The organism is Streptomyces pactum (assembly GCF_002005225.1).
In the GTDB taxonomy this organism is placed as follows: domain Bacteria; phylum Actinomycetota; class Actinomycetes; order Streptomycetales; family Streptomycetaceae; genus Streptomyces; species Streptomyces pactum_A.
Map to the genome: position 1 here is coordinate 7354781 of NZ_CP019724.1, position 23603 is coordinate 7378383.

19 protein-coding genes and 1 pseudogene are annotated in these 23603 nt (G+C 71.8%); 7 read left to right on the plus strand and 13 right to left on the minus strand.

The annotated features are described in order from the left end of the window. Positions 1-103: 103 nt before the first annotated feature. Positions 104-1267 (plus strand): xylose isomerase, encoded by a 1164-nt coding sequence (gene xylA / locus B1H29_RS32035; RefSeq protein WP_055420626.1) that lies wholly within the window; start codon positions 104-106, stop codon positions 1265-1267. Between the two features lie 349 nt (positions 1268-1616). On the opposite strand, the gene B1H29_RS32040 is transcribed toward xylA, so the two are convergent. Beyond that, the gene (locus B1H29_RS32040; RefSeq protein WP_055420625.1) at positions 1617-2885 is read right to left on the minus strand and encodes a hypothetical protein; all 1269 of its coding nucleotides are present in this window, start codon (positions 2883-2885) and stop codon (positions 1617-1619) included. Beyond that, a complete protein-coding gene (locus B1H29_RS32045) occupies positions 2882-5593 on the minus strand; it encodes a DEAD/DEAH box helicase (RefSeq protein ID WP_055420920.1) in 2712 nt (903 codons plus the stop codon). The genes B1H29_RS32040 and B1H29_RS32045 overlap by 4 nt, the downstream gene beginning before the upstream one ends. Positions 5594-6012: 419 nt before the next feature. On the opposite strand from B1H29_RS32045, the gene B1H29_RS32050 reads away from it, so the two are divergent. Next, entirely contained in the window at positions 6013-6195 is a 183-nt protein-coding gene (locus B1H29_RS32050; RefSeq protein WP_055420624.1) for a hypothetical protein, read from the plus strand. Positions 6196-6199: 4 nt separating this feature from the next. Here B1H29_RS32050 and B1H29_RS32055 read toward each other — a convergent pair whose 3' ends face one another. The 3 genes from B1H29_RS32055 to B1H29_RS32065 all read right to left on the minus strand — a co-directional run bounded on the left by B1H29_RS32055 (position 6200) and on the right by B1H29_RS32065 (position 9190). Then, positions 6200-7600, minus strand: a complete 1401-nt coding sequence (locus tag B1H29_RS32055; RefSeq protein ID WP_055420623.1) for a tannase/feruloyl esterase family alpha/beta hydrolase — start codon at positions 7598-7600, stop codon at positions 6200-6202. 176 nt (positions 7601-7776) lie between these two features. Continuing rightward, positions 7777-8727 carry a hypothetical protein gene (locus B1H29_RS32060; RefSeq protein WP_055420622.1) on the minus strand — a complete coding sequence of 317 codons (951 nt, stop codon included), beginning with the start codon at positions 8725-8727 and terminating at the stop codon, positions 7777-7779. Between the two features lie 136 nt (positions 8728-8863). Continuing rightward, entirely contained in the window at positions 8864-9190 is a 327-nt protein-coding gene (locus B1H29_RS32065; RefSeq protein ID WP_055420621.1) for a hypothetical protein, read from the minus strand. 68 nt (positions 9191-9258) lie between these two features. Between B1H29_RS32065 and B1H29_RS32070 the strand changes: the two genes are divergently transcribed. Then, a complete protein-coding gene (locus tag B1H29_RS32070; RefSeq protein WP_055420620.1) occupies positions 9259-10155 on the plus strand; it encodes an oxygenase MpaB family protein in 897 nt (298 codons plus the stop codon). A 172-nt stretch (positions 10156-10327) separates the two neighbouring features. Here B1H29_RS32070 and B1H29_RS32075 read toward each other — a convergent pair whose 3' ends face one another. After that, positions 10328-10927: a class I SAM-dependent methyltransferase gene (locus B1H29_RS32075; RefSeq protein WP_055420619.1), complete on the minus strand. Its 600-nt coding sequence runs from the start codon at positions 10925-10927 to the stop codon at positions 10328-10330. A gap of 501 nt (positions 10928-11428) precedes the next feature. Here B1H29_RS32075 and B1H29_RS32085 point away from each other — a divergent pair. Further along, positions 11429-11929 (plus strand): annotated as a pseudogene (locus B1H29_RS32085) (GTP-binding protein); the annotation flags it as partial. 60 nt (positions 11930-11989) lie between these two features. Here the strand turns inward: B1H29_RS32085 and B1H29_RS32090 are convergent. Then, positions 11990-12418 carry a PPOX class F420-dependent oxidoreductase gene (locus B1H29_RS32090; RefSeq protein WP_055420618.1) on the minus strand — a complete coding sequence of 143 codons (429 nt, stop codon included), beginning with the start codon at positions 12416-12418 and terminating at the stop codon, positions 11990-11992. 106 nt (positions 12419-12524) lie between these two features. On the opposite strand from B1H29_RS32090, the gene B1H29_RS32095 reads away from it, so the two are divergent. After that, positions 12525-12938, plus strand: a complete 414-nt coding sequence (locus B1H29_RS32095) for a roadblock/LC7 domain-containing protein (RefSeq protein WP_055420617.1) — start codon at positions 12525-12527, stop codon at positions 12936-12938. Positions 12939-13076: 138 nt separating this feature from the next. Then, positions 13077-14015 carry a DUF6397 family protein gene (locus B1H29_RS32100; RefSeq protein ID WP_055420616.1) on the plus strand — a complete coding sequence of 313 codons (939 nt, stop codon included), beginning with the start codon at positions 13077-13079 and terminating at the stop codon, positions 14013-14015. Positions 14016-14023: 8 nt separating this feature from the next. Here B1H29_RS32100 and B1H29_RS32105 read toward each other — a convergent pair whose 3' ends face one another. Together B1H29_RS32105 and B1H29_RS32110 are read right to left on the minus strand one after the other, a co-directional pair. After that, a complete protein-coding gene (locus B1H29_RS32105) occupies positions 14024-14890 on the minus strand; it encodes an acyl-CoA thioesterase (protein WP_055420615.1) in 867 nt (288 codons plus the stop codon). 19 nt (positions 14891-14909) lie between these two features. Continuing rightward, a complete protein-coding gene (locus B1H29_RS32110; RefSeq protein WP_055420614.1) occupies positions 14910-17423 on the minus strand; it encodes a DEAD/DEAH box helicase in 2514 nt (837 codons plus the stop codon). Positions 17424-17568: 145 nt separating this feature from the next. Between B1H29_RS32110 and B1H29_RS32115 the strand changes: the two genes are divergently transcribed. Continuing rightward, positions 17569-18363: a metal-dependent hydrolase gene (locus B1H29_RS32115; protein WP_055420613.1), complete on the plus strand. Its 795-nt coding sequence runs from the start codon at positions 17569-17571 to the stop codon at positions 18361-18363. Positions 18364-18386: 23 nt separating this feature from the next. On the opposite strand, the gene B1H29_RS32120 is transcribed toward B1H29_RS32115, so the two are convergent. From B1H29_RS32120 to B1H29_RS32135, 4 genes are all read right to left on the minus strand, one after another. Continuing rightward, complete coding sequence (locus B1H29_RS32120) at positions 18387-18659, minus strand: type B 50S ribosomal protein L31 (protein ID WP_055420612.1); 273 nt, start codon at positions 18657-18659, stop codon at positions 18387-18389. A 63-nt stretch (positions 18660-18722) separates the two neighbouring features. Then, the gene (locus tag B1H29_RS32125; protein WP_055420611.1) at positions 18723-19193 is read right to left on the minus strand and encodes a DUF5709 domain-containing protein; all 471 of its coding nucleotides are present in this window, start codon (positions 19191-19193) and stop codon (positions 18723-18725) included. Between the two features lie 701 nt (positions 19194-19894). Next, entirely contained in the window at positions 19895-21676 is a 1782-nt protein-coding gene (locus B1H29_RS32130; RefSeq protein ID WP_055420610.1) for an ABC transporter ATP-binding protein, read from the minus strand. Then, the gene (locus B1H29_RS32135) at positions 21673-23562 is read right to left on the minus strand and encodes an ABC transporter transmembrane domain-containing protein (protein ID WP_055420609.1); all 1890 of its coding nucleotides are present in this window, start codon (positions 23560-23562) and stop codon (positions 21673-21675) included. Before B1H29_RS32135 ends, B1H29_RS32130 begins: the two co-directional genes overlap by 4 nt. Positions 23563-23603: the final 41 nt, after the last annotated feature.

Sequence of the window (23603 nt, forward strand, 5' to 3'; positions counted from 1 at the left end):
CACACCTTGTGCCTTCCCAGGTCCCTGTGTGCATACTAATTTGTAAAGCGCCATGACGAAATAGTCGGCAGCGAGTGATCGGCAGCGAGTGAGGAGTCACGGAATGAACTACCAGCCCACTCCCGAGGACAGGTTCACGTTCGGTTTGTGGACGGTCGGCTGGCAGGGCCGGGATCCCTTCGGTGATGCCACCCGGCGGGCGCTGGACCCGGCGGAGTCGGTGCGGCGCCTGGCCGAGCTGGGCGCGTACGGGGTCACGTTCCACGACGACGACCTGATCCCGTTCGGGTCGAGCGACAGCGAGCGCGAGGAGCACGTCAAGAGGTTCCGGCAGGCGTTGGACGCGACCGGCATGAAGGTGCCGATGGCGACGACGAACCTGTTCACGCACCCGGTGTTCAAGGACGGCGCCTTCACGGCGAACGACCGCGACGTGCGCCGGTACGCGCTGCGCAAGACCATCCGCAACATCGACCTCGCGGTGGAACTGGGCGCCAGTGTGTACGTCGCCTGGGGCGGCCGTGAGGGTGCGGAGTCCGGTGCGGCCAAGGACGTACGGGACGCGCTGGACCGGATGAAGGAGGCCTTCGACCTGCTGGGCGAGTACGTCACCGAGCAGGGCTACGACCTGAAGTTCGCGATCGAGCCCAAGCCGAACGAGCCGCGCGGTGACATCCTCCTGCCGACGGTGGGGCACGCGCTGGCGTTCATCGAGCGGCTGGAGCGGCCGGAGCTGTACGGCGTGAATCCGGAGGTCGGTCACGAGCAGATGGCGGGGCTGAACTTCCCGCACGGCATCGCGCAGGCGCTGTGGGCCGGCAAGCTGTTCCACATCGACCTCAACGGCCAGTCGGGTATCAAGTACGACCAGGACCTGCGCTTCGGGGCGGGCGACCTGCGGGCCGCGTTCTGGCTCGTCGACCTGCTGGAGAGGGCCGGGTACGCCGGTCCGCGGCACTTCGACTTCAAGCCGCCGCGGACCGAGGACCTCGACGGGGTGTGGGCTTCGGCGGCCGGCTGCATGCGCAACTACCTGATCCTCAAGGACCGGGCGGCCGCCTTCCGCGCCGATCCGCAGGTGCGGGAGGCGCTGGCCGCGGCCCGGCTGGACGAACTGGCCCAGCCGACCGCCGAGGACGGTCTCGCGGCCCTGCTGGCCGACCCGACCGCCTACGACACCTTCGACGTGGACGCGGCCGCAGCCCGGGGCATGGCATTCGAGCACCTCGACCAGCTCGCCATGGACCACCTCCTCGGGGCCCGCTGAGCGATCTTCCGCTGCGCGAGGTTCCGGCCCCTTCCGGTTGACGGTCGGGGCCGGAGCCCGTCGGGTTGTCGGATACGGCTCGGCGGCCGAACGTCCGTCACCGCCGCCGGCAAGGAGGGGCGTTTGCCGGCGTACGTCCTGGCCGCGTAACCGTCACCAGACAGTCCGCACGGGGGTTGGCTGCTGTGGCTGTGGCTGTGGCTGTGGCTGTGGCTGTGGCTGTGGCTGTGGCTGTGGCTGTGGCGGGGCGGCCCGGCCCGGCACCGGCGTTCGTCCCGGACGCCGGCCCGCTCCTCACCCGGTCCGCCCTCCGCGCGGTCGATGCCGGGCCGACGCCGGGACGTGGCTCTCAGGGCTCGTCTCCGGCCGCGAGTACCGCCGTGGCCAGAGCCGTCGCCGGGTCCTGGGCGGCGCCGCCCACGGGGACCCAACGGCCGTGCTCCTTGCGGTACGGCCACCAACGGCCGTCGCGGTCCAGACGGAGCTGGTGCGGCGCGCCGACGACGGTCCATCGGTTGGCCCGCGCGCGCAGTGACGGTCGTTCGTCCTCGTCCCAGGCCGATGCCAGCGCCGCACGCGCGCGTGCGAGCGAGTCGCCCTCCACCGCCCACTCCTCATCGAGCACCGACAGAGCGGCTGAGCCCCCGAGCCGCCACGCGCGTACGGCGGCAGCCAGTGCTTCCTGGGTGCGCCCCGAGCCGTCGCCGAGGCGGTGCAGAACCTCCGACACGGGATCGCCCGCGGCCAGACGCACCGCGTCCTGCGAGGCGGTCGGTTCCGCTTCCACCGCCTGCCCGCCGTGTCCGCTCCGCAGGGCCTCGGCGAGCAGGCGGTGCGCCTCCGCCGCGGCCCGGGAGGCCAGGAAGGCCAGGGCGGCCGGGTCGACGCCCGGAGGCGGCGCGCCCTCGGTGTCCAGTGAGGGCGGTACGCCCGGTTCCTCCCGGAGGTCGGGCAGGGCGGGCAGCGGCGGGAGCACGTGCCCCGCCGCGTACGCCTCCGCGGCGTCCACACCCTCCGGATGGGAGGCGGCGTCCTGTGCGGCTGCGTCGCCGCGCGTCTGAAGGGCGTCGAGTACGGCGCCCTCCGCCCGGCCGCGCATCAGCAACAGGACGAAGGGGTCCTGGTCCAGCAGCCTGGCGACCTGGTAGCAGAGCGCCGCGGTGTGCCCGCAGTGGTCCCAGGCGCCGCAGTCGCACTCCGGTTCCAAGTCGCCCAGGCCCGGCAGCAGGTCGATGCCGGCGCCCGCTGCGTCCTCCACGAGGTGTGGCGGCATGTCGCGGTCCAGCAGCGCCGCGACGTGACCCGACCGCTCGATCGCCATGTCGGCGAAACGGTCCCACTGCGCGTCGGACAACTGCTCCAGCAGGACGTCGGCCCGGTGCGCGGTGCGGTCCCGGTCGTGCACGACCGCGGTGATGCGTCCCGGACGTACCGACACCGCGCCGACCGCTCCCGCGCGCGCGAGCCGACGGCCCGTCTTCACCTGCGCCGTGTCCAGTGCCGCGTCCTCCAGCGCCTTCAACCAGGCCCGGCCCCACCAGCTCTGGGCGAAGCCCTGTCCGTGGGCGGGCGGCAGCGCGGCGAACGTCCGTTCCGTGTCGTCGTCGTACCGGGTCATCGCGTACCCCCTCGCAGCTCGACCAGGTCGGCCAGTTCCGCGTCCGTCAGCTCCGTGAGCGCCGCCTCGCCCGTTCCCAGCACCGCGTCGGCCAGATCCTGCTTGCGGTTCAGCAGGGCTGCGATGCGGTCCTCGATGGTCCCCTCGGCGATCAGACGGTGCACCTGCACGGGGCGGGTCTGGCCGATGCGGTAGGCGCGGTCGGTGGCCTGCGCCTCGACGGCCGGATTCCACCAGCGGTCGTAGTGCACGACGTGCTCCGCGCGCGTGAGGTTCAGTCCGGTGCCCGCCGCCTTGAGCGACAGCAGGAAGACCGGGACCTCACCGTCCTGGAACCGCCGCACCAGGGACTCCCGCGCCGTGACGGACGTGCCGCCGTGCAGGAACTGCGAGGCCACGCCGCGGGCGGCGAGGTGCTGTTCGAGGAGCCGTGCCATCTGCACGTACTGGGTGAAGACCAGCACACTCGCCCGTTCGGCGAGGATGGTGTCGAGCAGCTCGTCCAGCAGTTCCAGCTTTCCCGAGCGGCCGTTGATGGTCGGCCGGTCCTCCTTGAGGAACTGCGACGGGTGGTTGCAGATCTGTTTGAGACTCGTCAGGAGTTTCACGATCATGCCGCGTCGCGCCATGCTGTCGACTCCGGCGATCTCCGCGAGCGCCTCGCGCACCACCGCCTCGTACAGCCCCGTCTGTTCCGCGGTCAGCGACACCGGGTGGTCGGTTTCGGTCTTCGGAGGCAATTCGGGCGCGATGCCGGGGTCCGACTTGCGGCGTCGCAGCAGGAACGGCCGTACGAGCCGCGCCAGCCGCTCCGCCGCCGCCGGGTCCTGGCCGCCTTCGACGGCCTGCGCGTAGTGCCTGCGGAAGGTGCCGAGCCGGCCCAGCAGTCCCGGGGTGGCCCAGTCGAGGATGGCCCACAGTTCCGACAGGTTGTTCTCCACCGGGGTGCCGGTGAGCGCCACCCGCGCGCGTGCGCTGATGGAACGCAATCGCCGCGCGGTCTCCGAGTACGGGTTCTTCACGTGCTGGGCCTCGTCCGCCACGACCATGCCCCACGGCACGGCGGAGAGCCGGTCGGTGTCCAGGCGCATGGTGCCGTAGGTGGTGAGGACGAACTCGCCGTCGGCGAGGCCCTCCAGGTCGCGCCGGGTGCCGTGGAAGCGGCGTACGGGCGTGCCGGGCGCGAACCTTTCGATCTCGCGCTGCCAGTTGCCCATGAGGGAGGTCGGGCAGACCACCAGAGTGGGGCCGGCCGCGGACTCGTCGGTCTGGCGGTGCAGATGCAGGGCGATCAGCGTGATGGTCTTGCCCAGGCCCATGTCGTCGGCGAGACAGCAGCCCAGGCCCAACGACGTCATGCGGGCCAGCCAGTTGAGCCCCCGTCGCTGGTAGTCGCGCAGCGTGGCGTCGAGGGCGGCGGGCTGGGCGACGGCATCCTGCACCTCGGGGTCGGCGAGCCGTTCCCGCAGGGACGCCAGCCACCCCGTGGGACGCACTTCGACGCGGCGCCCGTCGACCTCCGTCGAGCCCGTCAGGGCCGCGGCGAGCGCGTCGACGGGCGTGACCTTGTGGTCCTGCCGGGTGCGGGCGCGGTGTGCCTCCTCGGGGTCCACGAGCACCCACTGGTCGCGCAGGCGCACCACGGGGCGGTTGGCCTCGGCGAGCAGATCCAGCTCCTCGCGCGTGAGCCGCCGCTCGCCCAGGGCGAACGACCAGTTGAAGGCGAGCAGCGCGTCGGCGGACAGGAAGGACGGACCGGTGTCCGACGCGGCCATGCGCTGCGACGGCTCGTCATCGGGCGGCCCGACCTCCGCGCGGGAGGTCAGGTTACGGGCCAGCTCCCTCGGCCAGTGCACGTCGACGCCGGCGCCGGCGAGTGCCCGGGAGCCCACTCCGAGCAGCTCGGTGACCTCTTCGTCGGCGAGCTCGACGGCGTCCGGCACCGCGGCCGACAGCAGCGGCGTGAGCGCGGGCCAGGCCCGCGCCGCACGGCGGAGCGCGAGCAGGGCGTCCATCCGCGCGCGCTTGCCGAACCCGTCGCTCACGGTGCCCGCCCACGCCTCGGCGGCGTCCGCGACGAGCGCGGGGTCGCTCACGCTGTGCACCTGGAGCACGGCCCGGAAGGCGGGTCGGGCCTCCTGGGAAGCAGCGGCCGACAGGCCCCGTACCTCGACGCGCAGCGACAGCCGTACTCCCGTGTCGTGTCCCGCGGCGACATCGGCCGCCCACTCGCGCAGTTCGGGCATCCGCTGCGGCTTTCGCGAGGCGTAGGCGGGCTGGCCCGTGACGAGTTCGGCGGCGGGGGAGCGGGGCAGCGTGTCGGCGACCGCGTCGAGGAAGGCGCGCACCAGTTGTTCCGGGTCTGGCAGCCGCAGCGGTTCGGTGACGTCGACCGGGACGGCATGTGCCTCCGGCGGCATGGCGGCGGCGAGATGGCGGATCCGTTCGGTCTCCTCCGCACCCAGCGGGCCCGTGCGCCAGGCATCGTGGTCGGCCGCGGACAGGCCGGGCAGCAGCAGGCCGCGGGCCACGACGTGCAGTGCCTCCACGACGACCGTGCCCCAGAACACGGTCGCCCGGTGGCCGTCCACGCCCTCACGCGCGCGCGTGAGAATCGGCAGGGCCGTTCGCACGGGCAGCAGCACTGCGGGCACGCCGGCCGTACCCACGCCGTCCCAGTGGGGGAGTGCGACCGTCAGAGTTTCCATGGTCCCCGAGGAGACGGCGGCGGGGTCCTCGCCGTCGGGCCGCCAGAAGGCGACTCTGCCGCTGCGGGCGGGATCACCGGGCACGAAGACAGCACAGCAGCGGGCGAGTTCGGCAATCTCGGACTGTGTGGCCGGAAGAGCGGTCTGCGCAGCGATGATGTATTCCTCAAATTTGACTACTCCGGGACGCGGTCGCCGACTGTACATGATTTCTGCGGTTGCGGGGTGGGGTGAAGCTGTGGTGTGGGTCACTATTCAAGTAAGGAGGTGCTCTCTCCAGGACGGAGTCGCCGGCGGGCTCTCAGGGGCGCGTAAGGGTCCGGCCTCAGGGACGTCTCAGGGTCGCGGGCCGGAACCGCCGGGAGCACGGGTCCGTTTTCAGGACAGAGAGCGGCAGTGGCCGCGAAGGAGGCGACACCATGTCGAAGAACGCCAAAGTCGCAGCGGGGGGAGTGGCGGCCGGGCTCATCCTGTTGATCTGGCTGCCCTGGTGGGCCGCCCTGCTCATAGTCCTGGGAGTGCCGGCCGCCGCGTACCTCACCCTGGACCCCGCGCAGCGGCGCAGGCTGCGCCGCGGCACACGCAAGGAGATCGGTCGTTGAGGCGCTAACGCCGCGTCTCGGCTGGCGCGGCAAGGGCACAGGAGTTGACCACGTCGCCGTCCGCGGGCCTGCCGATCGTGTGGTCCGCGGGTGGCGTGGTGTCCCGCTCCACCCATGCGGTCAGCGCGTCGAAGGCCGATCGGAAACAGGGCAGGATCGGCCGCAACCTGTCGGGATAGGTGTCGTACAGTCCGTCGACGTGCGTGCCGCCCGCGACCGTGTAGTAGCGGTGCAGGCGGCCTCGCCCCCTCGCGTCGATCATGCGCGCGTACACGTCGGAGTCGGCGGCCTTGGGCAGCAGTGCGTCCAGATCGCCGTGCAGCGTGATCAGGGGCTTGCCGATGCGTCCGGTCAGTGCGACCCGGGCCACCGCACGGTGGACGGAGGCGGGGCGTTCCGCGTAGTCGTAGGTGGCGTCGGAGCGGCACGGCGCCAGGATCGCCTCCGGCGTCGAGCCGGCGGTCGGACCGGGGCATCTGGGGTCGTGGGCCGGGTCGAACTCGGCCCGGTAGATCTTCTGCGTCAGGCCCCAGTACGCCGTCTCGTGGTAGGGCCACAGGAACTCGGAGCCGCGCGCGAAGCCCGCCGTGTACAGCTCCTCGTCCCGTGTCGTGCCGAACATCCGAGCCACTGCCACCGGCAGGGACGTGAGGAGGCTGGGGCCGTCCGCGGTCCACAGCGCCCCCTCCCAGTCCACGCCGCCGTCGTACAGCTCCGGGTGGTTCTCCAACTGCCAGCGGGTGAGATAGCCGCCGTTGGAGATGCCGGCGATGTAGGTGCGCCGCGGCAGGTGCCCGTAGCGCTGGGCGGCCACCCGGCGGGCGGCCCGGGTGAGCTGGGTGGTGCGTGCGTTCCACTCGGTGACCGCGTCTCCGGGCCGGACACCGTCCCGGTAGAAGTCCGTTCCGCTGTTGCCCTTGTCGGTCGAGGCATACGCGTACCCCTGTGCGAGGGCCCGGTCGGAGATCGCCCTGTCCGTGGCGTACTGCTTGCGGGTGCCCGGCGCGCCCGTCACGACGAGGCCGCCGTTCCAGTCGTCCGGCAACCGGATCACGAACTGTGCGTCGTGCCGCCAGCCGTGCGTGTCGTTGAAGCGGGAGGAGTCCGGAAAGTACCCGTCGACCTGGATGCCGGGCACTCCGGACGGCGTCCGGGTGCCTTCGGCCGTCAGCCCGGCCTGGTCGGCCAGGTCGGTGTAGGGGGTGCCCGCCAGCCCGGTGGTGGTCAGGTCGTCCAGACAGGCCCTGCGCTGGAGGGCCGCGCCCGGTACCCGTACACGCTCTTGGCGGGCGCAGTGTCCGGCTCCGTCCCCGCCGCCGGTCGCCGCGGCGACCGGCGACGGCTCGATGAGCGAGACCGCCGTCAGCATGGCGGCGAGGAACGGGACACCACGGGGCGGACGCATCAGGACCTCCAGGCGCGATGGGGGAGTGGAGCTGAGGGTTGCCTCATCGTGCGGGCCCGCGACGGCCTCTTCCATGGGCGGGAGCCACATGGGAAAGGGGCCGGGCATAGAGGTTGAAGACAGTCGGGACGTGTACGCTCCCGGTTCCGTGAGGTGACGGGCCTCGCTATCCCGGGTCAGCTCGGCCGGACGGCCATCTTGTCGAGGGCTTCCAGGAGTCCGGGCAGCGACGGCCCTCGGCCCACCGGCAGCACCTCACCGGGTTCCTCGTCGAGCAGGATGAAGGCGATGTCGTCGGTTCTGGCGACGAGCGACCAACCGGGGCCGTCGGCACGCAGCGTCCGAGCGTCCCCGGGCGCGAACGAGGACCGGACCCGGCCGAGCGGCGGGGGCGTGTCGACGTAGGCGCGGGCCTCCGCGAGCACCCGCCGGACGCCACCGTGCCCCAAGGACCCGGCATCGGCACCGGCACCGGTCCCGCCGTCCGTGGCCCTGACCTCGTCGTCCGTGGCGCCGACCTCGACGTCCGCGGCCCCGGCCTCCGCGCCTTCGGGGGTCTCCTCGCCCGCAGCGTCGCGGTCCGCCGCGCTGTCCACGGAACCGGCGTCGCCGCCCGCCACCGGGAAGTCCGCGTCGTCGATCTGGTCCCGCCACTGGGCCCACTGCAGGGCGATCTCGTCGGCTCCCAGACGCCGCTGCGCGGGCCCCCACACGCTGGTGTCCGGCGGCGACAGCGCGGGCTGGTCGGCGGACTCGGGGCCGGGGTCGTGCGGCGCGGGCACGCCAGGAGCCGCCACGGCGACCGCGAGGGGCCAGCCGGGCAGCGCGGCGACGACCGTACGCCCGTCCGGCGAGAGGTCGTACTCCATGCCGCAGTCCCAGGAGGCCACGGCGACGGCCACCAGCGAGACGTCGTCGACGACGACCGTCCAACGAGCGCCGTCCCCGTCCTGGCCCAATACCAGGCCGTAGCCGTCCGCCAGCGGGGGGAGACCGAGCGCCGCGCACGCCTCCGGGTAGTCGTCGCCCAGCACACTCGGGAACTTCGCCGGCGTCAGCAGCACCGCCGTGAGCACATAGAGCGCATCGTCCTCGGCGGCGACGGCGTCCTCGTCCGTCCCGGCCATCCCAGCCTCCCCTCGGTTGTCCAATGGCGCGCACCCTAATGCGCCGGGGAAGCCCTTGTCACGACTCGCAGACGCACCCGAGCTGCAGGTTTCCGGGTGGACGGGGCGAATCGCCCGCCTGTGCCGGGCGGGCGGGTCACGCCGCGGGCAGCCCCAGGAGCGCTCGGGCCACGTCCCGCGGCGACTCGTCGCGTTCCCGTGCGAGCGCGATCACGGCCCTGCACGCCAACTCGTTCACCCCGAACGACAGGGCCTCCGGTGACACCCAGCCCGCCGCCTCGTCGATCCGCTCCTGATCGTCGTCCGCGCACGCCGCGACGTACGCGGCGGCAGCCTCGAACAGATTGTGCGAGCGCCGCTCCCCTCCCGTTCTCCGCTCCGTGCGCCGAGCGGCGCGAGATCTGTCCCAGGCCTCGTGAATCCTGCCGAACAATCGGACCACCCCTGCCCTGTCGATAGCCATGACTGATCGTTCATCTCCTGCTGCTCAACGTAGAGTTGAACCTTCGACGGCAGAAGGGAACAGCCACGGTGAAGCGTTTCGAACGGCTGGCACAGATCCGGCGGATGGACCCGTACGAGGACGCTTCGGAGATCTATCGACTGGCCTCGGCCTATGAGTTCCCGTGGGACGTCGCCCGCGCTCTCGAGCTGGCTCTCTACCGCACCTACGCCGTTCCGAGCATCGGGCGACTGCTGGCCGAGACGGCGCAGTTCACCGACCGGGCGCAGAAGCGGTACGACGACACGGCCCTCCTGCTGGACGCCGTCGTCGAGCACGGCTTCGGCAGCGAGCAGGGCCGCACGGCCATCCGGCGCATCAACCAGATGCACCACGCATACGACATCACCAACGACGACATGCGGTATGTCCTGTGCACGTTCGTCGTGACCCCCAAACGCTGGATCGACGCCTATGGGTGGCGCAGGATGTCGCGTCACGAGACCATCGCGTCCGCCGTCCACTACCGCACGCTGGGGCGGCACATGGGCATCAAGGACATTCCCGGGTCCTACGAGGAATTCGAAGCCTGTCTCGACGCCTATGAGGAGACCCACTTCGCCTGGGACGAAGGAGCGCGCCGGGTCTCCGACGCCACACTCGACCTCATGGCCTCCTGGTACCCGAGTCCCCTCGCACCGGTTCTGCGGACCGGGACCCTCGCCCTGCTCGACGAGCCCCTCCTGCGGGCCTTCCGCTACACACCGCCCAGCCCCGCCACCCGGTCACTCGTACGCCGCGCGGTGTGGCTGCGCGGGCGCGCGGTCCGTCTGATGCCACCGAGGCGCACTCCGCACCACGCCCGGCAGAACTGGGAGATCAAGGGCTACCCGAACGGCTACCGGCTGGCCGAACTGGGCACCCGCCCGGTCCCCGGCGTGCGGGGGTGCCCGGTCCGCCACATCGACACGTCGGCCGGCGAGTGAACCGATCGGCTCGCGCAGCCGGCTGAGGCCGGACCGGGACCGGCCGCGGACAGCAGCCGCATCGCCTCCTGCGACGAGGACGGTCACGTCCAAGGCGGCCACGCGGCGATGGTCGCGGGACTGGGCCGAGCCTTCGGCGCTTGTACCGGTGGCCTGTACTCGCCGCGAGCGGTCAGCCCTCGCGTACGGCCAGGGCCAGGAAGCGGGCCTCCTCGTCGACGTACGACGTCATGCACCACCCGGAACCGGCGAGCAGGCTCCGGAGGTTGGGCTGGGCGCGCAGGTCGTCCGGGGTGATCCGCCGCCCTTGCCGGGCTGCGAGTGCCGCTCTTCCGATCGGATGGAACAGCGCCAGGACACCGCCGGGCCGCACAACGCGCGCCAACTCCCGCAGATTCCCTGCCGGATCGGGCAGGTGCGCCAGGAGGCCCGCCGCGAACACGGCGTCGAGCGTCCGCGACCGAAGTGGCAGCGCCGCGACATCGGTCAGCAGCAACCGTCCGTCCCGGTCCCTCCCGGCTCGTACGGCGGCCTGGAGCATGGCGGGCGTCAGATCGGCCCCGACGACCAGGCCCGAGGGCCCCACAGCCGCGCGCAAGGGAGGCAGGGCCCGTCCCGTGCCGCATCCCGCGTCGAGCACGCGATCCCCCTCCCGTAGCCCCAGCTCGGCGACCGCGGCGGCGTAGGCGGGTCCGTCGTCGGGGAACCGGCGGTCCCAGTCGGCGGCGCGGGCGCCGAAGAACTCCTGGACGTGCGTGTGGTCGTCGCTCATGCTCCGCATGATCCCTCAACGGCACAGAGGATGCCGCAGTGCACACGTCCGGACGTGACGCGATCATTCCAGCGCGTTCCTGTGTCAGACAGCACCACCTCTCGAAGTGCGCCCCCGTTGTGCGCCCTTGCCAAGGCGAGCGTCCCGGGCCATGGGACACCTGCACCACGCCGCCCTGGACGGGCTGGCCCCCGCGCCGTCGTACGCGAGGACCTGTACCGGCGCAGCCCTCAGACCGCGCCGCACCGTGCGCGCCGTCTCGTCATCGTGCACGACCTCTCCGCCACCGTGCGCGCGCCGCGACCGGCTCCTCCCCGCGGCCCCGGTGATCGGAACGGCCGCCCGTCGGCGGACGACGCGGGAGGGCCGCGCGGGTGGCCGACGACACCACGGGCGGCGGCCGCGAGCGGCCGGGCAGCCAGTGGTACGACGACGGGACCGGTCCTCCGGTGCGGCCCTGCGCGATGACCGGCGGACGCACCCGGCCCGGCCCCACGGGACGCGGTCAGCGAGATCGGGCCGCTGCGCACGGAGGAGATGCTCAGCGAGGCCGGTCAACTGGTGGGCGGCACCGACGGGATCGACCGCAAGGTCACCACGACCGTCGCCATGGACTTCGGGCGCGTCACCATCCGGTCCGACCTCTCCCTGTACCTGTTCGGCACACCGGTCCAGGACCGCTTCTGGTTCCTGTGGGACGAACTCCCGCAGGTCGCCCTCGGTGCCGTCGTCCTCGTGGACACCCGGCGCCACGCGAACTGCTGTCCGGCCGTGGACTACTTCGAGCACCGGCGCATCCCGTTCGTGGTGGCCGTCAACTGCTCCAAGGGGGCGGGCCGGTACGACGCCCAGGACGTCCTGCGGGCCCTCGACCTCGACCGGGGAACGCCCGTGGGGCTGTGCGACGCCCGGGACCGGGACTCGGGGAAGGAGGTGCTGATCCGGCTCGTCGAGTACGCCGGACGGATGCATACCGCCCGGCTGCTCGACTCCGTGCGCTGACCGGTCCAGCCTCCTCCGGCTGGGCCGGCCGGCTGCGGGGCCCTTCGGCCGGAGGGAGTCTCAGTCCGCCACGGCCTTCTGAGCCAGGACTTTGTCGACGGTGACGCGGACGAGGAGTTCGCCCGGCACGCCGTTGCGGGCCCCGAACTCCTCGGCGCGTTCCTCGCCCATGTACCGGGCCCCGATCCTGGCGGCCCAGTACCGGAGTTCGGCGAGGTCCTCCGAGATCCGTGCGCGCCCCTGCAACACGACGAAGTCGAAGGGCGGCCGGTCGTCGTCCACGCACAGGGCGACCCTGCCGTCACGGGCCAGATTGCGTCCCTTCACGGTGTCCTTGCCGGTGTTGAACACCACGTCGTCCCCGTCCAGCAGGAACCAGACCGGTGCCACGTGCGGGCTGCCGTCCGCCCGGACGGTCGAGAGCTTTGCGGTGCGGGTGCCGTCCGAGACGAACGCCCGCCATTCCTCATCGGTCATCTTCTGTGCCATGCCCCCATCCTCCTTGCCCGGAGCACAAGCGTGGTGAAGGCTGGCGGGCAGATCCTCCGGCCAGGAGGAGAGCATGCATACGGGGACAACACGGGGAGACCGGACCATGGTGCAGAACCAGGGACTTGGCTGGCTGCTGGACGACCTGACCGAGCGCGTCGAACACGTCCGGCATGCGTTGGTCCTGTCCAACGACGGGCTGGTGACCGGGGCGAGTACGGGCCTGCGACGCGAGGACGCCGAGCACCTCGCGGCCGTCTCGTCCGGACTGCACAGCCTGGCCAAAGGCTCGGGCCGCCACTTCGGCGCGGGTCAGGTACGGCAGACGATGGTCGAGTTCGACGACGCCGTGCTGTTCGTCACAGCGGCGGGCTCGGGCAGTTGCCTGTGCGTGCTCAGCGGTGCGGAGACCGACATCGGCCAGATCGCCTACGAAATGACCCTGCTCGTGAACCGGGTCGGTGAACACCTCGACGTCGACGCGCGACAGCCGGGCCGGATATCGCCCACAGATCTCTGACCTGGGCTTTCTCTGCTTTCGTGAAGGCGGCTGCGGAGTTTTCCACAGGCTCGCCACGGCTGTCCCGGCAGCGGCTACGGTCTTGTGTCAGTCGGGCGCGGACAGCGCTCGGCCGCACACTCCACGGGGGAGACGACCATGTCCGGGAACACCATCACGCACGAGAACGCAGCCACTGCCGAGCCGATCGGCACCACCCGCGGCACCACCCGCGACGGCTCGCTCGCACCAAACCGCGCGGCACGGGAACTGGGTCTCAGGCGCAGTGAGTTCGACCTCGCCGTGCACCTCGGTCGCATCCGCACCGTACCCGACGACGAGGGAGGTGGCCGCCGACGCATCGCGCGGGAGGAGATCGAGCGGATCCGGGAGGGTGAGGGCTTCCCCGAGGCGCTGAGGGCCGGCGTCCGGGCCGTCGGCACCACGGAGGGCGCGGCTCTCATGGAAGTGACCAGGGCCCGGTACACCCGCCTCGCACGGCTGGGGCTGCTGGTGCCCGTGAAGTTCTATGTGAACCGCTACCGCGCCGTCGTCTGGCTGTACCTGGCCGACGAGCTACGACAGTTCGCGGCCGACGAGAGGAACGCCCCACTGCTGAAGGGTCGTACGCCCGAGGGCCTGCGGGACCAGTTGGCCGAGGGCTTGGACCTGCGCCCCCGCCACTGGCGGGGACGGCACCTGGGATTCCTGCTCCGCCAGGCCGACGACCCGTGGGCCCGGGCCGCGGCCGTCGCGTCGCTGCTCGACCCGGTCGAGGTCGCCGACGTCGTCAGGGACCCGTACGAGCGCTCCCACCTGCTGCGGTTCCGGCCGGCGCCGCCCGCCCACGGTTCACCAGGCTCCCCGGCCGCGCGGCTCGCCGAAGAGATCATGACGGCGGCGGACCCGGACGAGGTCGACTGGCTCCGCACGGACCTGGCGGACGCGGTGGAAGCCGCACGTGGACAGCGTCCGGCACCACGCCCGGCCCTTCGCCCCGTGCCGGCCCCACCCGACCGGAAACCCACGCCGCACGACGCGCGGGAATCCGGACGGTTCCGTGGCCTGCTCGGCCGGCTGTTGGGCAGAGAATCCTGACCTATGACCTACAGGGTCCGGAACAACCCCTCCTGCACGACGGACACCAGCAGGCGCCCCTCCGTGTCATAGATCCGTCCCCGCGCCAGGCCCCGTCCGCCGGTCGCGATCGGCGACTCCTGGTCGTACAGGAACCACTCGTCCGCGCGGAACGGCCGGTGGAACCACATGGCGTGGTCCAGCGACGCCATGTCGAAGCCACGTGGACCCCACAGAGGTTCCACCGGGATGCGTACGGCGTCCAGGAGGGTCATGTCGCTGGCGTAGGTCAGGGCGCATGTGTGCACGAGCGGGTCGTCGCCGAGCGGCCCGACCGCGCGCATCCACACCGCGCTGCGGGGCTCGGCGCCCTCGACCTCCTCCGCGCTCCAGCGCAGCCGGTCCACATAACGGATGTCGAAGGGCTGGCGGCGGGCCATCCGCTCGAACTGCTCCGGCAGCGCGCCCAGGTGCTCCCGCACCTCGTCGGTGACCGTTGGCAGGGACTCGGGATCCGGGACCTTGCGGGCCGGAGGCAACTGATGCTCGAAACTCCCCTGCTCAGGCTTGTGAAAGGAGGCGGTGAGCGTGAAGATCGTGCGGCCCTGCTGCACGGCGGTGACCCGGCGGGTCGTGAACGACCGCCCGTCCCGGTCCCGTTCCACCTGGTACACGATCGGCACGCCCGGGCGCCCCGGGCGCAGGAAGTACGCGTGCAGCGAGTGCACCGGGCGGTCGCCCTCGGTGGTGCGGCCGGCGGCGACCAGCGCCTGGCCGGCCACCTGGCCGCCGAAGACCCGCTGCAGCGACTCTTCGGGGCTGCGGCCACGGAAGATGTTGACCTCGATCTGTTCCAAATCGAGCAGGGCGACGAGGCTCTCGGCCGGATTCGTCATCGGTGGGATTCTCCTGTACTCACCGCTGGCCGACATCGGTGACGCGGACGACCGCCCGGCCCTCCGCATCGGAGGCTGTGAGATCGACCTCCGCGCTGATGCCCCAGTCGTGATCGTCGTTCGGGTCGTCGAAGATCTGGCGTACGCGCCACAGGCCGTTCTGCGGCTCCTCCTCGATCACCAGCAGTTTGGGGCCGCGGGCGTCGGGACCGGTGCCGAGGTCGTCGTACTCGTCCCAGTACTTGTCCATCGCCTCGCCCCACGCGTCGGCGTCCCAGCCGGCGTCGGAGTCCATCTCGCCCAGCGCGTCGACCTGGTCGAGGGCGGCGAGCTCGACACGACGGAACATGGCGTTGCGGACCAGCACACGGAAGGCGCGCGCGTTGGCGGTGACAGGCCGCACCTGGTCCGCCTTCTCCTGCGCCTCCTCGGCGGTCATCTCCTCCGGGTTGGCGAGCTGCTCCCATTCGTCCAGCAGGCTGGAGTCGACCTGGCGCACCATCTCGCCGAGCCACTCGATCAGATCCTGCAGGTCGTCCGACTTCAGGTCGTCCGGGACGGTGTGGTCGAGGGCCTTGTAGGCGCTCGCCAGGTAACGCAGCACGATGCCCTCGGTGCGGGCCAGTTCGTAGTGGGAGACCAGTTCCGTGAAGGTCAGCGCCCGCTCGTACATGTCCCGGATGACCGACTTCGGCGACAGCGGGTGGTCGCCCACCCAGGGGTGGCTGAGGCGGTACGTGTCGTAGGCGTGGAAGAGCAGTTCCTCCAGGGGCTTCGGGTACGTGATGTCCTGGAGGCGCTCCATGCGCTCCTCGTACTCGACGCCGTCCGCCTTCATCGCGGCCACCGCCTCTCCGCGCGCCTTGTTCTGCTGGGCGGCGAGGATCTGCCGAGGGTCGTCCAGGGTGGACTCCACGACCGACACCATGTCCAGCGCGTACGACGGCGACTCCGGGTCCAGCAGCTCGAAGGCGGCCAGGGCGAACGTGGACAGTGGCTGGTTGAGCGCGAAGTCCTGCTGCAGGTCCACGGTGAGCCGGACGACACGTCCCTCGGCGTCCGGCCGGTCGAGCTTCTCGACGATGCCGCCGTCCAGCAGCGAGCGGTAGATGGCGATCGCCCGCCGGATGTGCCTGAGCTGCTGCTTGCGCGGCTCGTGGTTGTCCTCCAGCAGGCGCCGCATCGCCGCGAAGGCGTCGCCGGGCCGCGCGATCACCGACAGCAGCATGGTGTGCGTGACCCGGAAGCGGGACGTCAGCGGCTCCGGCTCGGAGCCGATGAGCTTCTCGAACGTGCTCTCCGACCAGGCCACGAAGCCCTCGGGAGCCTTCTTGCGGACGACCTTCCGCCGCTTCTTCGGGTCGTCACCGGCCTTGGCGAGCGCCTTCTCGTTCTCGACGACGTGCTCGGGGGCCTGGGCGACGACGAAGCCCTCCGTGTCGAACCCCGCGCGCCCCGCCCGGCCGGCGATCTGGTGGAACTCCCGGGCCCGCAGTGTGCGTACCCGGGTGCCGTCGTACTTGCTCAGCGCCGTGAACAGCACGGTCCGGATCGGGACGTTGACGCCCACGCCCAGTGTGTCCGTTCCACAGATCACCTTCAGCAGGCCGGCCTGTGCGAGTTTCTCCACCAGCCGCCGGTACTTGGGCAGCATGCCGGCGTGGTGGACGCCGATGCCGTGCCTGACGTAGCGGGAGAGATTGCGGCCGAACTTCGTGGTGAACCGGAAGTTGCCGATCAACTCGGCGATCCGGTCCTTCTCCTCCCGCGTGCACATGTTGATGCTCATCAGCGCCTGCGCCCGCTCCACGGCCTGCGCCTGAGTGAAGTGCACGATGTAGACGGGCGCCTGCCGGGCCGCCAGCAGATCGGTGAGCGTCTCGGTGAGCGGCGTGTAGCGGAACTCGTAGGAGAGGGGCACCGGCCGGGTGGCCGAGCGGACCACCGCCGTGGGACGGCTGGTGCGGCGCGCGAGATCCTTCTCGAAGAAGGCGACGTCACCGAGCGTGGCCGACATCAGGACGAACTGGGCCTGCGGCAGTTCCAACAGGGGGATCTGCCAGGCCCAGCCCCGGTCCGGTTCCGCGTAGAAGTGGAACTCGTCCATGACGACCTGGCCGATGTCCGCGTGTTTGCCGTCACGCAGCGCGATGGACGCCAGGACCTCGGCCGTGCAGCAGATCACGGGGGCGTCCGCGTTCACGGAGGCGTCGCCGGTCAGCATGCCGACGTTCTCGGTGCCGAAGATCTTGCACAGCTCGAAGAACTTCTCCGACACCAGCGCCTTGATCGGGGCCGTGTAGAAAGTGACCTCGTCCCGGGCCAGGGCGGCGAAGTGGGCACCCGCCGCGATCATGCTCTTGCCGGAGCCGGTGGGCGTCGACACGATCACGTTGGCGCCGGAGACCACCTCGATCAGCGCCTCCTCCTGATGGGGGTAGAGCGTGAGACCGCGTTCCTGGGCCCACGCCTCGAAGGCTTCGTACAGGGCATCGGGGTCGGCGGTCCGCGGCAGCTGATCGATGAGGGTCACGCTCCCATCTTGCCTGGCCTCGGCCGTGATGAGGGAATCGGCTGTCCGTGTGAAGATCACGAACGCTACGCTGGGTCGCCGACGAGGCTTCGGCGGACCGGGACAACTGCACAGCGGCACACGAGGAATGGGGCGGGCAACGGCGATGATGGGACCAGCGCACTCACTGTCGGGCGCCGCGGCGTGGCTCGGAGTCGGGGCGGCGACAGCCGCCGCGGGGCACCCGATGCCCTGGCCGGTGCTGCTCGCCGGAGGCCTGATCTGCGCCGGAGCAGCGCTCGCCCCGGACCTCGATCACAAGGCGGCCACCATCTCCCGGGCCTTCGGACCGGTCTCACGGGCGCTGTGCGAAATCGTCGACAAGTTGTCGTACGCCGTCTACAAGGCGACGAAGAAGCAGGGCGACCCGCGCCGCTCCGGTGGACACCGCACGCTGACGCACACCTGGCTGTGGGCGGTCCTGATCGGCGGGGGTACCTCGGTGCTGGCCGTCACGGGGGGCCGCTGGGCGGTACTGGCGATCCTCTTCGTGCACATGGTGCTGGCGATCGAGGGCCTGCTCTGGCGGGCGACCCGCGGTTCCAGCAGCGACGTACTGGTCTGGCTGCTGGCCGGGACCAGCGCGTGGATCCTGGCCGGGATACTGGACAAGCCGGATGGCGGCGCGGACTGGTTGTTCACCGCACCGGGCCAGGAGTACCTGTGGCTGGGGCTGCCGATCGTGCTCGGCGCGCTGGTGCACGACATCGGGGACGCGCTGACCGTCTCGGGCTGCCCCATACTCTGGCCGATACCCGTGGGCCGCAAGCGCTGGTACCCCATCGGCCCGCCGAAGGCCATGCGGTTCAGGGCGGGCAGTTGGGTGGAGCTGAAGGTGCTGATGCCGGCGTTCATGCTGCTCGGGGGAGTGGGCGGCGCGGCCGCACTCAACTTCATCTGAGGGACGAGCGGGGGCCGGCCCGCTCAGCCGGTTCCGTCGGCACCCTGCGCCTCGCCCTGGCCGTAGCGCCGCTCGAAGCGGGCGACGCGCCCCTCCGAGTCGACCGTCCGCGCCTTGCCCGTGTAGAACGGGTGGCTCTCCGAGGAGATCTCCACGTCCACCACGGGGTAGGTCTCACCGTCGTCCCACGCGATGGTCTGGTCGCTGGTCGCGGTGGACCGGGTGAGGAAGGCGTACCCGGCACCGCGGTCACGGAAGACGACGGGCCGGTAGTCGGAATGCTTGTCCTGCTGCATGGCTGCTCCTCGTACGGCGCGGATCATCGGGTCGGCGGCGCTCGAACGCCGCCGTGGGTGGCGTCAGCCGGGCAGGGAGTCCTCGTCGACGACGTGCATCGCGGCTTCCTCGGCGGAGGCGGCCGCGCCGTCGATGCCCACGTCCATGGCGACCAGCGCCGGCTCCTCGTCCTCGTGCGTCCCCTCGTCGGGTGCCACGAGCCGGCCGGAGCGGTCCGCGCCTACCTCGTTGTCCAGCAGTTCCCCGTCGGTGCCGTCGGAGTCGCCCAGTCCGTCGCCGTCGGGTGCGAGCACGTCCGGCCGTTCCTCGGCGAGCCGCTGGTCCAGCGTTTCGCCTCGCTGCCGTTCAGCGGCCGTCACGCCGGTGTGCTCCACCGCCCAGGGGCGCTCGGGCGGGGACCAGCCCCGGTCGAGAGGATCGTCGACACCGTCGTACTCGAGGGTGTCCTCGCCGTCGAGCAGGCCGGTGTCCTCCCGCTGCTCGGATCCGTCGGGCTGGTAGACGTCATCTCCCCATCCGTCGGCGCTGTTCACGGGTACCTCCAGGGGTGGGGACGGGCCCCTTCTCGCCGTGGACCGCGGCGGGCCGCCGCTGCACGGGGCACAGGCGTCACCTGTCTCGGAACCGCACGGTTTTCGGGTCTACCCCGAGCCGGTGCCTCCTCCCAGACTTCCACTTCCGTTCGGGACCGCGCAACGGCACGGCCGCCGACCGGCGGCCCCGGCACCCGCGGCCCAGCAGGCCGATCGGGCCCCGCTCGGGCCGACCAGGACCCGCTCCGGCCGGCCGGGGCCCGCCCGGCCCTTGCCGGCTACGACCGAACCCCGGTCTCTCCGTCCGGGTACGGCTTGGTCCCGCCAAGGGACTGCCGAGCCCGGCCGAGCTCCCGCCGTTCCGGCCGAGTGCTGGTGGGGTCGGTCCGGTCATGCGCCGCCCTCCGGGCACGCGCCGGTCCCCCGGTCGGCCCCCGCCGAAGGCTCGTGGGTTCCGGCCGGGCACCGTCAGCGCCCGTCGCGACTCGTCGCGCCCGACCGGGTTCCGAACCGCGAACAAGCCGCTGCTTCGCCAACTGCGATGAGAGAGATCAACACCGGTCCGCCCCAACCGCCCGACGCCGGCCACGGAGGCCTGGTCAGGGCCTGTCGCACCGGCCGGGCAGTCGTGCCCGACGCCGGCCACGAAGGCCCGGCCGGGGTCTGTCGCACCGGCCGGGCAGTCGATCGAAGGAGCGTGTTCACCCGTGCCACGACCGCCACAGCGCCGCGTAGGCGCCGTCCGCCGCGACGAGCTCGTCGTGGCTGCCCAGCTCGCTGATCCGGCCCTTCTCGACCACGGCGATGACGTCCGCGTCGTGGGCGGTGTGCAGACGGTGGGCGATCGCGACCACCGTGCGGCCGTCCAGGACCCGGGCCAGGGACCGTTCGAGGTGGCGTGCGGCCCGCGGGTCGAGCAGGGACGTCGCCTCGTCCAGCACCAGGGTGTGCGGGTCGGCCAGCACCAGGCGGGCCAGCGCGATCTGCTGGGCCTGTGCCGGGGTGAGCGCGAAGCCGCCCGAGCCGACCTCGGTGTCCAGGCCCTCATCGAGCGCGCGGGACCAGTCGTCCGCGTCGACCGCGCCCAGCGCGGCCCACAGCTCGGCGTCGGTGGCGCCGGGCCGGGCGAGGCGGAGGTTGTCGCGCAGCGAGCCCACGAAGACGTGGTGCTCCTGGTTGACGAGGGCGACGTGCGAGCGGACCCGCTCGGCCGGCATCCGGGACAGCTCCGCGCCGCCCAGGGTGATCCGGCCGTCGCGGGGACCGTAGATGCCGGCCAGCAGCCTGCCCAGCGTCGACTTGCCGGCGCCCGAGGGGCCGACCAGGGCGAGCCGCGTACCGGGGGCGACCTCCAAAGAGACCTTGCGCAGGACGTCCACGCCCTCGAGGTAGCCGAAGTGCACGCGGTCGGCGTGCACGTGCCGTCCGTCGGGGGCCAGCGAGGGGTCACCGGCGTCCGGCTCGATGTCCCGCACGCCCACCAGCCGGGCCAGGGACACCTGCGCCACCTGGAGCTCGTCGTACCAGCGCAGGATGATGCCGACCGGGTCGACGAGCATCTGGGCGATCAGGGCCGCGGTGGTGAGCTGACCGACTCCGATCCAGCCCTGCAGGACGAACACACCGCCGATCAGCAGGACGGAGGCGAGCACGGTCACATGGGTGACGTTGATGACCGGGAAGAGCACCGACCGCAGCCAGAGCGTGTAGCGCTCCCAGGCCGTCCACTCCTTGATCCGGTGCTCCGACAGATCGATGCGACGGGCGTCCAGGCGGTGGGACTCGATGGTGCGCCCGGCGTCCACGGTCTCGGCGAGCGCCGCGGCCACGGCGGCGTACCCGGCGGCCTCCGAGCGGTAGGCGGAGGGTGCCCGCCGGAAGTACCAGCGGCAGCCGACGACGAGCAGCGGCACCGCGATGAGCACCGCGGGCGCCAGCACGGGAGCCGTGACCACGAGCCCGCCGAGCAGCAGCACCACCCACACCACGCCGATGGCCAGTTGGGGCACGGCCTCGCGCATGGCGTTGGCGAGCCGGTCGACGTCGGTCGTGATCCTGGAGAGCAGATCGCCGGTGCCGGCCCGTTCCAGCACGCCGGGCGGCAGGCCGACCGAGCGCACGAGGAAGTCCTCGCGCAGATCGGCCAGCATCCGCTCGCCGAGCATGGCCCCACGCAGCCGCACCTCGCGTACGAACATGGCCTGCACGACGAGCGCGAGCACGAACAGCGTGGCCGTGAGGCCGAGGTGCAGCTCGCGCGCGTTGTCCGAGACCCGTTCCACGAGCCCGCCCAGCAGGTAGGGCCCCGCCATCGAGGCGATCACGGCGACGGTGTTGACGGTGACGAGGAAGAGGAACGCGCGGCGGTGCCGACGCAGCAGTTCTCCCGCGTACGCGCGTACGGTCGCGGGCGCGCCGACGGGCAGGGTGCTCGCCGTCGTGGGGGCCGCCGGGTCGTACGACGGTGGCGCGACGCCGATCATGCCGTCTCCTCGATCTCTTCCAGTCGGTGCAGTACGTCGTCGTCGGCGAGGGCATCGTCGTCCAGGGTCTTGCCGGCGTTCTTGTCGAGGCTCTTGCCGAGGGTCTTCGCCGGCTGGTTACCGGCGGGCGTCCCGTCCCGGTGCGTCGTGGTCTCCTCGTCGGTCTCGCGGGTCACCACCGCCCGGTACCGGGGCTCGGTGTGCAGCAGTTCCCGGTGCGTGCCGACCGCCGAGACCGCGCCGTCGTGCAGGAACACGATCCGGTCCGCGCGGTCCAGCAGCAGCGGCGACGAGGTGAAGACCACCGTGGTGCGTCCGGCGCGCAGGGTACGCACCCCGTGCGCGATCCGTGCCTCGGTGTGCGAGTCCACGGCGGAGGTCGGTTCGTCCAGGACGAGTGCCTCCGGGTCCGTGATCAGGGACCGGGCGAGAGCCAGCCGCTGGCGCTGGCCGCCCGACAGCGAGCGGCCACGCTCGGTGATGCGGGCGTCCATCGCGTCGTCGGCGCCGAGCGAACCCTGCGCGAGGGCCGTCAGGACGTCGTCGCACTGGGCGGCGGCCAGTGCGTCCTCGGCGGCGACCGCACCGGACGCGGGCACGTCGAGCAGCTCACGCAGCGTGCCGGAGAGCAGCACCGGGTCCTTGTCCTGGACCAGGACGGCGGTACGCGCGGAGTTCAGCGGCAGCTCGTCGAGCGGCACCCCGCCCAGCAGCGCCGAGGCACCCTGCTCCGAGGGGTGCCCGCCGAGCCGTTCCGCCAGGCGTCCGGCCTCGTCGGGGTCGCCGCAGACCACGGCGGTGAACCGACCCGCAGGGGCGAGGAGACCGGTCGTGGGGTCGTACAGGTCCCCGGCGGGGACCTCGGCGGCGCGCGACCCCGCGGTGTCGGTGGCCCGCTCCAGTGCCAGCACCCGTGCGGCCCGCTTGGCCGAGGGCCGCGAGAAGGAGTACGCCATGGCGATCTCCTCGAAGTGCCGGAGCGGGTAGGTGAGAATCATGACGGAGCTGTAGACGGTGACGAGTTCACCGACGCCGATGCGGCCCTCGCGGGCCAGGTGGACGCCGTGCCAGACCACCGCGATCAGCAGCAGCCCAGGCAGCAGCACCTGGATCGCGGAGATCAGGGACCACATGCGGGCGCTGCGCACGGCCGCGTGGCGTACGTCCTGGGAGGCACCGCGGTAGCGGTCGAGGAAGAGTTCCTCGCCGCCGATACCGCGGAGGACGCGGAGCCCCGCGACGGTGTCAGAGGCGAGTTCGGTGGCGCGGCCGGCCTTCTCGCGCTGGACGTCGGCCCGCCGGGTGGCCCGGGGCAGCAGAGGCAGTACCGCGAGGGCCAGCACGGGCAGGCCCAGGACCACGACGACGCCGAGCGCCGGTTCGTAGACGACGAGGGCCACGCAGACCAGGACGATGGTCAGGGCCGCCGCGGTGAAGCGGGAGACGGCCTCCACGAACCAGCCGATCTTCTCGACGTCGCCGGTGGAGACGGCCACGACCTCGCCGGCCGCGACGCGCCGGGTCAGCGCCGAGCCCAGCAGCGCGGTCTTGCGGGCCAGCAGTTGCTGGACGCGGGCCGCGGCGGTGATCCAGTTGGTGACGGCGGCGCGGTGCAGGAAGGTGTCGCCGATCGCGTTGCCGGCGCAGCACAGCACCATGACCCCGCCCGCGAGGGCGAGCCGGGTGCCGGAACGGTCGACGACGGCCTGGATGGCGAGACCGACGCAGAACGGCAGGGCGGAGACGGAGGCGAAGTGCAGCAGGCCCCAGGCCAGTGACTTGAGTTGTCCACCGAGCTGGTTGCGGAACAGCCACCAAAGGAATCGGGGGCCCGAGCGTGCGTCCGGCACGCCCGGGTCGGGATACGGAAGGTCTTGGATCTGCATGACGTCCCAGTGGCTCGTGTCAGGGGGTGCCGTTGCGATGC